The organism is Bdellovibrio sp. HCB117 (assembly GCF_047305915.1).
Classification (GTDB): Bacteria; Bdellovibrionota; Bdellovibrionia; order Bdellovibrionales; family Bdellovibrionaceae; genus Bdellovibrio; species Bdellovibrio bacteriovorus_B.
This window is the reverse complement of record NZ_CP178622.1, coordinates 1,818,529-1,834,575: the sequence shown is the minus strand read 5'-3', so window position 1 is coordinate 1,834,575 and position 16,047 is coordinate 1,818,529. Positions and strand designations below refer to the sequence as shown.

The window sequence follows — 16,047 nt, the reverse complement described above, 5'->3', positions numbered from 1 at the left end:
TTTACATTTTCAGGCGACAGCGGTCGGTCAATTTAAGCTTCAACTGCTTCATTGTATCAAACCTTTGCAGACTGTCGTCCCACTTCCATACGAAGGTTTGGCAATTCACGAAATAAGGAAAAGCCACATCACCTTCCGCCGCATAGCTGCTCGCATAGACGAAATCAGGGACCAGGGTCTTTACCAAAGTTTCAACAGCGGAATAACTCAAGATGTGAGCTTTTTCCAGCTCAAAAGAAATCTCTAAAGGAGTTACAAAGCCTGTCTGTCCATTATGCAGAGCTGCGCCCCATTCAATGAAAGGGTTGCGGTTATAAACGATACGGATGAATTGATGAAACTCAATACCCTGGTTGGCGTATTCTTGCGCCAGTTGCGCGTAAATATCGGCGTCTTGTTCGCCGTTATCGCCAATAAGAATCACCTTGCGCGGACGGTGTTCTTCCATGAGTTTGCGCAAGTTCGTGATTTTATGAACATCGCTATCATATTCGGTTTTTCCAATATAGGTCCCCGCCGGGTAATTTCCGTTTTTGAGGAAATTGCGGTGCGTGCGACCCATAAACCATTCGGGTGCTTTTGAAAGATAAACCACCCGGATGTCTGAGTTTTCTTTCACGATGTGATGATAAAGCGCATTCATTCCCAAGAAACGACTTTTATCATCAAAGGCATAGCGGGCGGCTTCACTTAGATCCTTCACATTCGCAAGCTTGATGGTGTCATCGACGTCGCTTACGAACAATGTCTGAGCCTGAGAGGATAATGAAACAAAGAATATCAAAAACGCGATAAAGTTTTTCATATCCATCCCTTTTAAATACCTTGCTCATCAAACCACATCACAAAGCGCTCCGGTGTTGCGTGAATTGCGAAGGTTTGCGCCTCATCTTTGAAAGCAAAGAGTCCATTTTCAGAGTGAAACTGCTCAAACAAGGCTTTCGCTTCAGCTCCGCGAACTTCAAAGTGGGCTTTACCCGGACCAATACGCGCGACGTTGGATTTATGAATGTAGATCGCGCAGTGGTAATTGTTCTCCGCTTTTTTTGCGCAGATGAAATTCAGAACTTTTTTGGGAGCTTCTAAGGATTTCCCACGTCCCAACATCGAATCCTGTTCAGGACGATCCATGGCCAGGTAAAGCTCTTGAGGGGTGCCGTCGACAGTTCCGTCCACGCTATTTGAAGCAATATTGATGATCATCTGCATGCCTAGATATCGACCGCTGGTCACAGCCCAGGAACTAGAAACTCCAAAGCTCAAAATCAAAAATAGAAGAATTCTCATCGACACATTCCTTGTCTAAAGTTTATTCATTCGCCTTCCTCAGACTGTCACTGTCAGGCCTTGAAGACGCCCTATCTGAAACTCCCAAAATGAGACTATATTCCATTGTAATATTCAACACTTATACCGTCTCATCATGGGGCGCCATGCTATACCGTGGCCCATCGCTTGCTCTCCTACAAGGCAAGACGGAAATCCTTAAACAGGAGGGACTTATGAAAACGCTTCTAACTATCGCCATCTTGGCTTTCTCTTGCACTTCGTTTGCTTGGAAAAGCTCTGAAGCACCTTCGAAAGAATATGTCTTTAAGTACAAACTGGCGGGTCAGTCGCTGGAGATCAAACGCGCGGCCGCAAGTTATGAGGACGCTTATGAACAAGCGGCTCAACAATGCTTTAATTTCTATAAAGGTCGTGGCCCTGTGGCTGAAGAACGCGGACTAGATATCATCGACGTTTGCGCAAACCCACGCTCTTAAGACTTTTGACAAGCAGCATAAGTTCTTCGATTCCGTCTTTCCCTTCTGGCCGCTCCTCGCTTATATTAGAGCCTTATCTAAGGAGCGGTTTTCATGGGAGTTCTAAAAGCCATCGGCGATTTTTTATTTGGTAAAGATCCTGATATCTTCGACGAAAAAGGAAATGTTTCACACAAACTTCCTAAAAAGAAATGGGAAGCTTGGCACAATCGTACAAAAACAGATCCACAGTACAATTGGCGTAATCACACTGGCATCACCGGTGCGACTAAAAAGAAAAACAGCAACTAAAGCTGATACTTCTGCCTCAAGTTCGCGATCAGCTCTTGAGGCTCGCTTCCTAAAGACTTCACGGTAAAAATATCATCGACCTGACGGCCCCAAGTATGAACGCGGGCACTCTTAATGCTCACACCCAATTCACTTAAAGACTTCGCGGCTGAGGCCAAGAGCCCTGACTGATCTGGTCCTTTAAAGCTGATCACCCATTCTTTTTCATCCGCACTAACAAGTTGAATCGACTCAAACTTCACGGCCGGAATATTTTTTGACTGCACTTGTGTGTTTTCTAAAATCTTTGTCAGTTGTTGAATGTTTCGAGTTGTCGATACTTGAAACCAGTCATACACGCCGACTTTAGAAAGTGTGTGAATCGAGGCATGGCGAATGCCCAAGCCGAGGGAATACAATTGCCCCACATAATCACTTAAAAGCCCTTTACGGTCTTTTTTCTCGTGGAAGCGTATCCACACTTCCCCTTTGCGCGTTTTGTAAACCAAAGGCGCCAAAGAGCTTTCAGCGTGTTCTGCTTTTTTGAGATCGTTGACGAGATCTTTAATAGCCAGACTGTCTAATAAAACAGGGCCCAATTCCTCGATCACTTCTGAAGAAAGTTGCAACTTCTTGCGTAAACGCAGAGTTTGGAAATCGAAATAGTCTTGCGCCTTTTTAGATTCAAGACTGACGACTAAATCGCGCAACAGTTTTGCTTTCCACTCATTCCAGGCCTCTGGATTTGTTGCACGAATATCGATGGCCGTGAATAAGGCCAGACGATAAAGTCTTGCGCCTTCCACACCCTTATCTCGCAAATCCTGCCACACTTTAGGATCTTTCGGATTTTTTCTAAAAGCGGCCTGAGAAATTTCCAGATGATTTTTCACCATCCACTTCACTTCGTCCGTGAAAGACTTTGAAAAACCATAAGATTTAAAATCTCGTTCAACGATCGTGACACCTAGGTCGGAGTGATGATCTCCACTTTCAAGGCCTTTTGCTAAATCATGATACAGACAGCTCCACGAAAGAATACGCCAGTCCTCTTTATTGAGCTTTTGATGTAAGGATTTTAAAGGCCCTAGCTGAGATGATTTTTTATAGATACGCTTTACTTCGCGACACGCCTGCATGATGTGAGAATCGGCTGTAAAACGATGATACTGATCGTGCTGAACATAGCCCACCAAACGACGGATTTCAGGCACGAGCTTATCAATCAAACGCGAGCGAAAAATACTTACCAAAAATTCATCGGTCGCTTTAATATCAAGAAGAGATTCTAGAACTTGCCCTCGTCTTTTTGCCAACGATTTTACTTTTCCATCGGGCAAAAGACTGTCGAGATTTTCACGCACTTTTTTCTGCACTAAAACACTCGAGTTCTTATGTAACGCAAGCGAAAGATCTTCGAACTTTTTGAATTCAAATTGCTCTAGTTTTTTGAGTTCCTTTTCAGAAGACTCCGCAACTTCAACGATCCAGTCTGAATAAAAATGCACGCGCGAAAGACCGCGCTGCAAATCTCTCATAAAGTCTTTATGGGTTTTAAATCCCATCCACTTCGCAAGATCAAACTGAACCGCGTTGGAAAGAATATCGCCGTGCCCTTCTAAATGCAGCTTCTGACGAATATTTAAAAAATAATTGCGATAGTAATGAAGAACATTCAGCGCATGTCCGGGATGTGTGAACTTTTCAGCGAAGAGTTCGTAAATCTGCAAACCTTGTTCAAGATCGCGAAGTCCACCGGGTCCAAATTTAATATTGGGCTCAAGATAATTCGTGATGGAATCAAAGCGCTTTGCGCGGTTCTTCCTTTCTTCTTTCACGGCCTTTAAAAGAATGCGGCGATAATAGTTCTTTTTTGACCAGATCTTTTTTTGCTGTTCAAAAAGTTTTTGTGCGCCTTCAGGTGTCCAGGGACGAGCTTTTAATAACGCGAGAATATCAAAGGCCTCGACGTTTTCAGTCCAATCGGAAGGATTGTGAGGCATACGGTAGCGAAGTTTAAGACCCTGTTCGTTGGCTTTATCGACAAAGAGTTTTACCTTTTCTTCATCACCACAGAACAGAACATCGATATCCGATTTCGGACTTAATTCACCTCGAGCCCAAGATCCTAAAATAATGGGATGACACTTTTCCCATTCCGGGGAGCTTTTAAAAAGCTCTTCCAGACGCGCCGACAACCAACCCGAAAAGTTTTCGGCTGAAAAACAAAACACCTGACGAACATCTCCGTCAGGTGTCATAAGTGGTGGTGTTAAAACCTCTTGCGCTTGCTCCCACTGAGTTGAAGACAAAAAAGATCTTGTTGCCATCGTGGCTACACTTCCTGTCCGTTACGAGCGACGATTTCTTTCCACTTCGCGATCTGGTTCATCGCATCCAGCGGACTCATCTGCATCAACGGGTATTTTTCCACTTCCGCCATCAAGCTTTTGATTTCTTCTGGCAAAGTGAAGGTCGTGATCGGATCTGCATCCATCGCCGGAACGTCACTATGCAATTGATCTAAAAGTGAAAGCTGACTGGAGGCTTGAACGCGTTTTGATTCAATATCACGCAACAGACCTTTGGCTCTTTTTGTCACAGAGGCAGGAAGTCCGGCTAATTCGGCCACTTGCACCCCGTAAGATTTTAATGCCGGGCCTTTCACCAAGGTGTGAAGGAAACGGATTTCACCGTTTCGTTCGGCCACCGTCATGTGAGCGTTTGTGATCTGACCAAAACTTTGATCTAACGACGTCAGCTCATGGTAGTGAGTCGCAAAGAAAGTCAGAGCTTTTGTTTCACTTAATAAGTGTTCAAGAATGGATTGAGCCAAACACATGCCATCAAACGTGCTTGTACCACGACCGACTTCATCTAGGATTACCAAAGAATCTTTCGTCGCATTTTTTAACATCGCGGAAGTTTCTGTCATTTCAACCATGAATGTTGAAAGACCTTCCGACAACTGATCACTCGCACCAATACGTGTGAAGATCGCATCAAAGACCGGGATTGAAGCCTCATCTGCCGGGACGAAAGAACCCATTTGCGCCATAATGGCGATCAAAGCCACTTGTCTCATCAATGTCGATTTACCAGCCATGTTAGGGCCCGTTAACAATAGGCAAGAGTGGGGACGAAGTTCAATGTCGTTCGCAACGAAGTTCTTTTTCACGGTTTGCTCAACCACGGGGTGACGGCTGGCTCTTAATTTTAAAGAACCATCTGTCGTGAATTGAGGACGCACGTATTTTTCTTCCAAACTCAACCATGCCAAGCCTGAAACCACATCGACTTCACTACATTCATGAGCCAGCGTCAGTAAAGCGGGGCATTGAGCCAGAATCTCTTTTCTCAAGGCTTCGAAGAATTCAAATTCCAAATCTGCGCGCTTCGTATTGGCACTCAGAACTTTTCTTTCTAATTCAACAAGCTCGTCGGTGCAGTAGCGTTCCGCATTGGTCAAAGTTTGTTTTCTTTGATAGTGCGCCGGAGCCTTATCTTTGTGTGTGTTGGTAATTTCGATGTAATAACCAAAAACATTGTTGTAGCGGATTTTAAGACTAGAAATACCGGTCTTCTCTTTTTCCTCAGCCTCCATGCGTGCCACTAAAGCTTGAGAATGGGTCGATAGTTCAATCAACTCATCAAGCTCTGAGGAAACACCCTGACGGATCAGATAACCTTGTTTTGTCGCTAAAGGAGGATCTTCAACCAACGTGCGCTCAATCTTGTAAGCAAGATCGCGCAAAGGTTCAAAGTTCGCCGTTCCCCCGGAAGCATGCACTAGAACTTCAAGAGCGCTTATACCGGCATGAACACTTCCAGCCAAAGCTAAAAGATCTCGACCGTTGCATTGCGGTTGAGAGATTTTTCCAAGACGTCTTTCGATATCCCCCATTTGTCCCAAGATTTGACGAACCCGTTTTAACTCTAGAACGTGACTGCGCCAGAACTCCACAGAGGTAAGACGTTGTTCAATGGCCTTTGTATCGCGCAACGGAAAACTCAACCACTGGCGAAGAAGACGACTTCCCGCAGACGTTTGCGTGCGGTTGATGGCGTGAAAAAGACTTCCCAAACCTTCACCTTTGTAAGTCGAAAAAACTTCCAGGTGACGAAGAACTGTTCCAGAAATCTCAAGACGGTGCTCAAGATCTCTTTCCACAAACGGTGAAAGTGTCTTGATAGACTCTTCACCTGAAAGCTGCGTGACATAAGAAACCAGCCGGGCCGCCGACAAAGGCGCGCTGTTTTTTAAAAGATCATGAAGAGCATCCGCGACGTCTTCATGGAAGCTAATAAGAACGCCCTCAAGACCTTTCAGCAAGGCCTCGTCGTCCTTAGAAATTACAATCTCTGCCACCGGAAGAATTTGTAAGAAACGCAAAAGCTCTGTCGTTTTTTGCGACCTAAAGAAAAAAGCTTCGCCCGTTGTCGTATCCAAGAAGCTGATAGACTCATTATCTAAACTCACAAGATAATGAGGCTTTGTTCCGTCCAAAGTATCAGAGTCATAGACCATGCCCGGAGTCAGAACTCGCGTGACACCTCTTTTGACAATACCCTTTGCCATCTTGGGATCTTCTAGCTGATCACAGATTGCAACCTTGAAGCCGGCCGCTAAAAGTTTATTGATCGGGCCCGCGATTGAATGATGAGGTACGCCACACATTGGAGTTTCATCTGCGGATTTTTTATTTCTTTGAGTCAGCGCGATTCCCAAGACCGGTGCCGCTTTCACAGCATCATCGAAGAACATCTCAAAGAAGTCCCCCATGCGGAATAGAAGAATTTTATCTTGATGAACGGACTTGATGTCCCAGAACTGTTTCATGAGCGGAGTAAGATTTGACATAGCCCAAAAAGTTAACGAAGGCGGGGCGGCAATTCACTCAAAAACGCATCGCATCTGTGAGGGAAAATAGGGCTTTAAAAACAAAAACCGCACTCATAAAGAGTGCGGTGCGTTAGCTATTTCTCTGGAGTGTTCGTATTCACCCATTTTTCGACGATGGCCCGCATTTTAGATGACATCAATCCACTTCGTGGCATGGGGGCGTTGGCGTCGTTAATACGCAATAGAATCTTCGCGGCCTTCGATTTTGATTGAGAATAACTGCTTAAATCCAAACCACCCTGACTGCTGGCTCCTTGATGGCAGGAAAAACACTGACTTCGGAAGACACCTAGGTTTGCGTCTGTGGAAGTCAACTGGGCAAAAGTAACTTTCTCTGGAGTCGTATCCACTGGCACCGTGACGTTGGAGCCCGTGCCGCATTTCGCAGAGGCATCGACTTTTTCGATGGAGCTAAACTGCAAAGCAAACTTATCCGTGGTTTTGCGAGACGCCGTTACAATCAACTGCGCATTTCCAACCGGCGCGAGATTTAAGGATACATTCGGGCATATAACGGCATCAATCCCACGATAGACCGTCGCTGCATCATTCAGAACGTTGTTAACGTAAAAGAACAAACCTTTCACTCGATATTTCGCACTTCCGGAAGCAATACCCATCGTCGGATTTTTAATCGCGTATCCAACTTCAGTGCCCCCGACTTTCGCTACTTGAACTTCCACTGAAATAGTCAAAGGCAGTTTCGCGGCATTAGTTGGCATATCGCCAGCCGTATTCATGTTCCAAGAAAGTTTGGACCAATATGTTGATTCTGATTTTTTATTTACAATATTTGCGTCGGTCTTATTACCAGTCACGACGGACTTATCTTCAACATCACTCCCCTTACACTGAGCCCAGGCCGTCACGGCATTTTCCCAATCCGCTTTTAAACTACTGATGGTACCATTGTGATGAGCTCCCGTTGAAGGAGGATTGTGATTGGCACTGATGGCATTTGCGGAAACCGCTAGATAACCTTTGTCGCGGAAAACCTGATAAGACGATAAAGAATTTTTAGAGGCAAAAGCAGGCGCTTCGTGCTCTCCATTGTGGCAACCTGCGCAGTTGTTCTTTAAAAACACGTAGTAACCCGCGCCGAATTTCGCGTAAAGCTGGTCCTCACAGATATCGCCCGTGCTTTGTTCTTCCGAAGTTTCGTCATCGATTAAGGAATCATCTACGGGAAGACTGCTTCCGGAATTAAGTTGCACGGCTTTTGTATCCAATACAAAACCTTCTCCTAAGTTCTGACCGCAGTTTTGAAATGCAATCACCAGAAGAAAACTTCCAGATACCACCCCTAAAACTTTGAGAGCTTGTGTTCTTTTCATCCCCAAATTCCCCATTCCCCTTACGAACCCGAACTTAAGACGTCGACTTGCTTTTTAAGCGGCTTTCAGCTTTACGACTTTTTCTACGTCATCATTTTGCAATGTTGCCGGAGCCAATTGCTTAAAGATTCCAAGCTTTTTATTAAGACTTAAATAATTCGCTAGAACGGCTGCCGCCACATAGTCCGGACGAGAACCAACAAGCGTCGTTGTATCGACACTTTGATCCGCTAGATAGTGTCCGATCTGATTTCCCGTGGCGGCTAATTTTCCTTGCGGATGGTAGGCGATAATGAACTGCAACGACGAGCTATAATCACTCGACCAAATCGCTGTTGAGGATTCAGACTCTTCAGAGACGCAAGCTCCATCCGTCGTCACCAGAATGAATAAAGATTTTTTCATACGGTGAGCTAGTTCAATCATACGCCCGATCTGCTGACCGGCTGCGAAGTCACGCTGATCAGCCACCGTTCTTAATCCCGGTGCATGATAATCGTAACCACCTAAAGTGATGCGACCGTGAGAGACGTTGCCGTTTAAGGCATTAAACACGACACCCGCCGTAATGGCGTTGGCATTGTTTGCCGCCGTCGAGGCATTGATCCCGTAAACCGCTTGCGCTAAAGCATCCTTACGGGGATCCACACCAGAAGCACCACCGGCTTTGATAATATCACCCGACTTAATTCCCGCTTCTTGTAAAGCGACTTTGATACCGTCATCTTTCGCATTTAATTTTGCTACTTGAGCTTGAGTCATTTTACCAACAAAGCCACTCAGTTTTTCTTTTTGAGGCTTAGATAATAGGCCATTATCCGCTAAGACGCTTGAGTAATTCAAGGCACCGAACATCGAGTCCAAACTAGCAAGTTCAAGTACAGAATTCGGTGCATTGAACACCGGTTTGATATTTTCACTGGCAGTTCCTTGATGCACGGTGGGCAGAATTTTTCCTACCAATCCCGCTCTTTCAAGCGGACCTGAAAGATCATAAAAAGGACGAAGTGCCGACTGACCATTGGTATCATTGGCCGTATTTGTACATAAAGCCACAAGACGAGATCTTCCTAAAGCATCGGAGGAACAGACGTCTTTAATACCTTTGTGAAGCTGCGAGGAAGAGGCAAAGTCAGCTCCCATGAGTCTTTCCGTTGCAAAACCAGCCTTACCCAATCCCAACTTCGAATAGGACTTAAGAAGACTGCCGCCGGAATCTTTCACGACAAAGTTTCCATGCAGAGCTGCACCCCCACTAAGACTTAAAGTCACAAAAGGCATCATCGGTGTTGTTTGCGCGACCGCTTTTTCCGCCATCGTCAAGATAGAGGTCACCGCACCCGGCACAGCCACGCGTGCGGCAAAAGAAAGCACACCTGCTTCTAAGAGTTCCCGACGTGAAAGTCGAAGTCCTGAAGAGGCCTCTTTTGGGTTTTCCAGAATTTTTTTAAGTTTATCGTTCTTCATAACTCCCCCAATTTCCTCTCGTCCTACAACAAGTAGGATTCAGGCACCGATAACATTCCTGAACAGATAAAGATCGCAAGCTTGTCTGTTTCTGCTGCGTTCCCCATCGCAGTAGAATTCAGAGTGCTGTAATACTCATCAATCGTTTTTGAAAACAAAGCCAATTCTTCACTCGTCGGTTTACGCATCCAAAAGCGATCCACCATCGTAATGTAAGTGTTTAGAGCCCCTAGCTTTCCGTAAGAGCTCGGGCCCTTAGTGAAATCAATAAATTTAAAAATATCGCGGGTGCCCTTTTTCTCTTTATTCACGGCTTGCTTACAAACCACCGCTGCAAGGGACGTCATCGCAATAATGGCCGGCGAATTGACCAAAGCAATATCATTCTGCGAAGCCAGTAAATTACGACGATAGTTCACCTCGGCGTTCACTTCCGCCTGATTGATCTCATTGGGTTTCAAATCCAATAAAGACATCATAGATTCTAAGGTTTGTTTTGCATCTGTCGGCGCACCGTCAATCGCGCTTTCTGCTTTTGAGTTTGGAGTGTCTATCGAATGCCCCTCAGGCATTGCGGCTTCCAGACTGGCAAAGTCCGTTTGCTCCGCACAGTTTTGAAAGGCCATTCCAACAAACAAGAAGGAAAAGGTCATACCAATGGATAAAGAGATTTTTTTCTTCAAGTTCATCTTAAGGCTCCTTCACGAGACCGCAGCTTGAATCCAAGGCGATATCTTGATAAAGGCTTTTAAGGTTGTAGTTCAAGGCTTCGAAACGATCCCCTAAACGTACCAAGGTCGTGTATTGAGTCGTATCTAGCTTTTTAAAGCACACACTTTCATACACACGTTTTGCCATACACTGACTGAAGCGTCGGGATTCCGAAATCATGCGACCAAAATCCTTTACACCCTGACCACCCGTCTTATTTGAACCGCGCCAACCGAAGAAAGAAGACTTACTTCCTAATGTGGCATTATTTACGAAGTCATCACTAGTCACGGTGAAACCGTAGGCATAGTTCCCTCTGTTCATCTTAGTCGCGACTCCGGTCTCTGAATCAAAAACATTGCGCGGGAACAGTCTCAGTTGATCTTTGGCTTGAAGATAAGGAGCCATTAAATTCACGTTTGCCTGACGCCCGCGATTTACTAGTTTTCCTTGAAGACGTGCAATTTCAGTCGCACTGACCTTGCTTGCTGTCAGAACAGCTGTGTAGTAACCGTAAAGTACGGACATGTCCTTTTTCGAATCCAGATTACACTGAAGGAACTTCTCTTCCTGGACCTGTGCCGTCAAAGCTGTGTTTCCTAGATGAGCCAAGCAAGCTTTCACATAGTCGACGTGGTATTGCGTATTATTGCGGTTATTACGGAATACGGTCAGGTCAGATTGTTTCTTCGCACGATAATCCGCGATCAATTCAACCACTGTCTGAGGATCACGAATTGTATTAAGGATTGCATTTAATGTTGTTGCCGCCTGCTCTGGCGTTGAACCACGTGTGATTAAAAAGTTATAGCGAGTCTTATAGTAGTCCGACTCTTCCTGATTTTTTTCTAAATCCGGGATCACGACCGTCGTTGCCGGTGTGACGATATTCGTTAAATAGTCCGAATATTTAGTAGCAATCTTATTTGAATTAAAGAAATCTCCATGCGTCGTGGAATAAATTCCGGTCGCTGCTGAGTTTGTGAAGTTACCATAATCCATTTTTGCAAAAGCCGGGCGCATACCATCCATCACGGAGTGACAGCTCTTACAACTAGTTAAATATTTATTGTAGTCTCCCGCTGGGAATCGCTCGACGTCTTTTCCCACATATTGATCCGAGGCACTTGAATCCGCAGCTTCTGCCATGGAAACACAAAGGAACTGCTTCAACGTGAACTCGACGGCGCGACGGTTGCTTCCGCCCCCTAGATTTCTTTCCGCGAAAGTGCGCGTTGTTAATACTCCCGCTGGATCCGGATGATTCGCCGCTGTGAGAACAGGCGTGCTTTTTTCTTTTTGCATGTAAGGCGTGTCATTCGAAGTGATCACCATTTGTTGGCGTGGTTTAAAAGACAAAACCTTCGTAAGATCCAAGAAGGCCGTCTCAACAGGAGTGAAGTTATTCTGATTATAAAAGCGCGTGCGAGGATCATCGTCATTTGCGACACCAGAGACATCGTAGTAATAATCCGAAGTCAGCACTTCGCGGAAATCACGGTTGTCACGAACCACACCCACGATCAGCGCTGAAAAATCGTTAAAACCCACTTTCACCGACTCGTCTTTATTGGAAAGACGTAAAGAAAGATTTTTGATTTGCACATTAAGAAAGTCCGGAGTTGTCGTGATGTATTTCGCCGCCGCTTTATAATCACCATTTGCGATATGATCCGCGACCACTTTCAGTTCCGCTCGTTTAGAAGAGACCTTAACGCCTGTCATGCGCTCATAAAGCTTCTTCGCACTTCGCATATCCGCATCTGAAGCAGCAAAAGCGTTTAAAGAAAACGCTGTCACGGCCGCAATGAGAAAATAGTGACCTTTCATACCGTATCCCCCGTAACTCTATTATCGTCTTTTTTACGAAAACTAGAGAGGGTAAATTGATGAAAAAATCCGTGATATCAGCTACATAAAAGTTCGACACTGACGTTCTTCTAAACAGTCACCGTGCGATCTAGATTTTAAACGGGCGCCACGCACTAAGAATTTCAAAGTGACACATCTGAGATCAATTTTGCAAAATATGAATTCTGTTCCGTGAGCAGAACTGCCCACGGAAATCTGGTAATTGGGTCGAGTCAGAATGAGAATCTACGAGGGAAAATACTTAGCTTAAAGCACTCATCAGTTTGCCATAGATGCCATCAAAACCACCGTTACTCATGATGAGGATAACATCACCTTTTTTAGCACGGGCTTTTAAGGCCGCAACAATCTGATCCGCATTATCAAAGTCCGCCGCCGTCACTCCGGATTTTTGCAAATCTTCAACAAGCTCGTGAGAAGAAAAACGATTTTCTTCGTCAATTTTAGACTGATCAAAAGCTTTAGCTAACATCACTTCGTGGGAGCCTTTGAAAGCCTCTACATAGTCTTTCTGGAAGACTTTACGACGAGAAGTCGCACTGCGCGGCTCAAACACCGAAAAGACTTTGCGGTTCGGATATTTCTTTTGAATGCCTTTTACTGTTTCGCGAACCGCCGTCGGATGATGAGCGAAATCTTCGATAACCAACACTCCACCAGGCTCACCTAAAATTTCCTGACGACGTTTCACACCCTCAAAGGACTCTAAAGCAATCTGAATGCGGTTTTCAGAAAAACCAAGGCACTTCGACATCGCTACGACAGCGGTCGCATTGAGGATGTTGTAATCGCCCGTAATTTGCATCGCATACGGGCCTAAAATTTCACCTTTGTGATGAACTTCAAAACCGATGCCTTTTTCATTATGGAAAAGAACTTTTGCGCGGAAATCAGCATTTTCGCCAAAGCCATAGGTGAAAGAATTCTTACACTTTGCAAGTTTACGAAGCTCCATAACATTTGCATCTTCAGCACAGGCTAAAAGAGTTCCGTTCTCTGGAATCAGCATCATTAAGCGCGCAAACGAGTCTTTCACCGCTTGCAAATCCTTGTAGATATCCGCGTGATCAAACTCGACCGATGTTAAAATCACATGCTTAGGCTTGTAGTGGACGAACTTTGGTACTTTATCAAAGAAAGCCGTGTCATATTCGTCACCTTCGATAACGAAGAAATTTCCCTCTGGATTTTTAAATGACTGAGAAAAGTTTTTGGGGATTCCACCAATCAAAAAGCCTGGTTTCACACCAGCATTTTCCGCCACCCACGACATCATGGATGTCGTCGTTGTTTTACCGTGCGTCCCCGAGATCACTACACTTTCACGGTCTCCGATAATAAATTCACCCATCGCTTTCGGTAAAGATGTGTAGGGAATTTGCAACTTCATCAACTCTTGCGCTTCTTCGTTGCTCGCAGAAATCACATTACCGACAATGACAAAATCCGGTTTCGGGTGAAGATTTTCAGCCTTATATCCCTTCATAATATTGATACCGAGGCTTTCTAACTGCGTGGACATCGGAGGATAGGGATTCAAATCACTGCCAGTGATTTTAAATCCGCGATCTTTCAAAAGACCTGCTAAAGATGCCATCGCCGTTCCGCAGATCCCCATAAGGTGAATGTGGCTGCCTGATTTTAAGTTCATTTGCTACTCCAGTTCCGCGCCGATGGCGCTGCACTCTGTGCGCTTCCGCGCGGGATGCCGCTGCACTCTGTGCGCTTCCGCACTAAACGCCGCTGCGGCGGTAATTTTCAACAATCCAATTATGTATTTCAGGACGCAATTTTCCAAAGGCTTTGTTATCAGAGCCGTACAACACACGATTTGAAAGAATGATGATGCTCATATCCATCTTCGGATCATACCAAATCGAAGTCCCTGTAAAGCCTGTATGCCCGATGGAATCCAAAGAAAAATAGCTGCCACAGCTTGCAGATCCTGGTGTCGGCATCATGTAGCCCATCGCCCAGTCCCCTTTTCCTTCAGGAAGCGCGCGCTTAGCAAAAAGCTGAGCGGTTTTCTGGCGAATAGAATACCGGGCTATACCCATTAGTTGCGAACGCAAGTGCAGAGAGAACCAACCCACATCATCAATGCTTCCAAAAAGCCCCGCATGAGTCGAAACTCCGCCCAAAGACCAGCAGTTCAAATCATGAACTTCACCTTGGATAAGCTTGCGACGAACAGAGCACTCCTCAGTTGGCGCAAAAAGTCCCGTACGGACGGAAGTTTGATTGTTGGGATGGAATTCTAAAGTCGTTCCCAAGTAGAATTTATTTTTAATTTCTTCCCACACATTGTGCAAAGGCTTATCGAAAAACTTCTCTAAGATAAAACCCAGTACTAGGAAACCGACATCGGAATACACGGCGGTCTCTTGTTTTTCAATTTTAAGTCCCTGCAGAATCTCGCGAAGCTGCTCTCTTCTTTTTTCAACCGGCAATTGCGTGTTGATCTCTTGGTAAAGAGGAAGCCACCACGCCAACCCCGAAGAGTGAGTCAAAAGCTCTGTAATTTTGGTTTCTTTATGGGGAAACCATGAAAGAACATCAGCGACTTTTGTTTCGAAATTCCATTTAGAAAGTTCAAACGCATACATCATCGCCTGCGTCGTGAAGATCACCTTCGTTAGACTGGCCAAATCATAGTAAGCAAATGTATTCCCTGCAGAGACGTCACAAATAATACGTCCCCCTTGATAAGCGCGCACCATGACCCCGGGAGTGGTGTCGCGAATGCGCTCTTCAAGCTGCTTCATCAAATTTTTCTCAAGGACTGAAAACTTCATTTACGCCCTCCTGTTTGAATAATCAAATGACCCTTCCCTGCCTCGACATTAAGAACGCACGAAGTGTTAAAAGGAACAGGCCTTTGAATCATGGCATGACCGGACTCCAAACCTTGAAACATCGGAATATCCAGATCCTGCGCCCAGCGTTTAAATACTTGTTTAAAATTATTCTTCTTTGTTGAAGGCTCTTCACCGCCAACAAAATCACCTAAAATCAGGCCGTGACATTGTTTGAACAAACCTGCCTGACGAAACTGCTCAAACATACGGTCGATGCGGTAACCACGCTCGCCAATATCTTCAACAAAAAGCAAAGACTTGCGAGTGTCGATCTGCCAAGGGGTGCCCATGGTGGATTGAAGCACTGTCAGGTTGCCACCCGTGATTTTAGACTTTAGGTTTCTGACCTTACGAGCGGCTTCATTTAAAGCTTTGATTTTTTTAAATTCAATTTGATTCGTTTGACCAAAAAGAATGTCATGCATTTCTTTTTCATGCTTCGGCGCAATCAGATTTCTTCCAAAACGGTCTAAAATCGGCGCATGCAAAGAAGTCCATCCCCATTCTTGCGTGACAAACGTATGCAAAGACGTGATGTCACTAAGGCCAATAAGAAGCTTTGGCTCTTTGGGCTTTTTTAGTTTTGCAAGCATTGGCACCATTCGGTTGCTGCCGTAGCCTCCGCGCAAACACCAGATCACGCGCGAGTCTTTAGATTCAATCGCTGCTTTTAAAAACTTAAATCTTTGCTCGTCATCATTGGCGTGCAAAAAGTGCGGCTTAATCAAACCTTTCGGAATACGTGGTTGCAATTTCCATCTTAAAAGAAAATCACGCGAGCCTTCCACATCTTGAGGCTGAGATGGGTAACCAGGAGCCACCACATCGATAATGTCATTTTCTTTAAAGTACTTCCAATAGCTCAC

At 45.1% G+C, this 16,047-nt stretch carries 13 protein-coding genes; 2 read left to right on the top strand and 11 right to left on the bottom strand.

Translation table 11 applies throughout. The features are described from left to right. Position 1: 1 nt before the first annotated feature. Complete coding sequence (locus ACLWBD_RS08755; protein ID WP_413570661.1) at positions 2-805, bottom strand: phosphatase domain-containing protein; 804 nt, start codon at positions 803-805, stop codon at positions 2-4. 11 nt (positions 806-816) lie between these two features. Beyond that, entirely contained in the window at positions 817-1,287 is a 471-nt protein-coding gene (locus ACLWBD_RS08750; RefSeq protein ID WP_063207436.1) for a hypothetical protein, read from the bottom strand. Between the two features lie 215 nt (positions 1,288-1,502). On the opposite strand from ACLWBD_RS08750, the gene ACLWBD_RS08745 reads away from it, so the two are divergent. After that, positions 1,503-1,766: a hypothetical protein gene (locus ACLWBD_RS08745; RefSeq protein WP_063207439.1), complete on the top strand. Its 264-nt coding sequence runs from the start codon at positions 1,503-1,505 to the stop codon at positions 1,764-1,766. A 93-nt stretch (positions 1,767-1,859) separates the two neighbouring features. Beyond that, entirely contained in the window at positions 1,860-2,057 is a 198-nt protein-coding gene (locus tag ACLWBD_RS08740; RefSeq protein ID WP_063207442.1) for a hypothetical protein, read from the top strand. Here ACLWBD_RS08740 and ACLWBD_RS08735 read toward each other — a convergent pair. The 9 genes from ACLWBD_RS08735 to ACLWBD_RS08695 all read right to left on the bottom strand — a co-directional run bounded on the left by ACLWBD_RS08735 (position 2,054) and on the right by ACLWBD_RS08695 (position 16,047). After that, positions 2,054-4,366 carry an HD domain-containing protein gene (locus ACLWBD_RS08735; RefSeq protein ID WP_413570659.1) on the bottom strand — a complete coding sequence of 771 codons (2,313 nt, stop codon included), beginning with the start codon at positions 4,364-4,366 and terminating at the stop codon, positions 2,054-2,056. The two genes, ACLWBD_RS08740 and ACLWBD_RS08735, sit on opposite strands and share 4 nt — an antisense overlap. Before the next feature lie 5 nt (positions 4,367-4,371). Then, positions 4,372-6,876: a DNA mismatch repair protein MutS gene (gene mutS / locus ACLWBD_RS08730; protein ID WP_413570657.1), complete on the bottom strand. Its 2,505-nt coding sequence runs from the start codon at positions 6,874-6,876 to the stop codon at positions 4,372-4,374. Between the two features lie 137 nt (positions 6,877-7,013). Continuing rightward, positions 7,014-8,273: a hypothetical protein gene (locus ACLWBD_RS08725; protein WP_413570655.1), complete on the bottom strand. Its 1,260-nt coding sequence runs from the start codon at positions 8,271-8,273 to the stop codon at positions 7,014-7,016. A 54-nt stretch (positions 8,274-8,327) separates the two neighbouring features. Beyond that, a complete protein-coding gene (locus tag ACLWBD_RS08720; protein ID WP_413570654.1) occupies positions 8,328-9,740 on the bottom strand; it encodes a hypothetical protein in 1,413 nt (470 codons plus the stop codon). A 23-nt stretch (positions 9,741-9,763) separates the two neighbouring features. Further along, positions 9,764-10,429, bottom strand: a complete 666-nt coding sequence (locus ACLWBD_RS08715) for a hypothetical protein (RefSeq protein WP_413570652.1) — start codon at positions 10,427-10,429, stop codon at positions 9,764-9,766. A gap of 1 nt (position 10,430) precedes the next feature. Further along, a complete protein-coding gene (locus ACLWBD_RS08710; RefSeq protein WP_413570650.1) occupies positions 10,431-12,281 on the bottom strand; it encodes a hypothetical protein in 1,851 nt (616 codons plus the stop codon). Between the two features lie 283 nt (positions 12,282-12,564). Beyond that, on the bottom strand, positions 12,565-13,974 hold the full coding sequence (gene mpl / locus ACLWBD_RS08705; protein ID WP_413570648.1) for a UDP-N-acetylmuramate:L-alanyl-gamma-D-glutamyl-meso-diaminopimelate ligase: 1,410 nt from the start codon (positions 13,972-13,974) through the stop codon (positions 12,565-12,567). Positions 13,975-14,056: 82 nt separating this feature from the next. Further along, complete coding sequence (locus tag ACLWBD_RS08700; protein WP_413570647.1) at positions 14,057-15,118, bottom strand: serine hydrolase domain-containing protein; 1,062 nt, start codon at positions 15,116-15,118, stop codon at positions 14,057-14,059. Then, positions 15,115-16,047 carry an LD-carboxypeptidase gene (locus tag ACLWBD_RS08695; protein ID WP_413570646.1) on the bottom strand — a complete coding sequence of 311 codons (933 nt, stop codon included), beginning with the start codon at positions 16,045-16,047 and terminating at the stop codon, positions 15,115-15,117. The genes ACLWBD_RS08700 and ACLWBD_RS08695 overlap by 4 nt, the downstream gene beginning before the upstream one ends.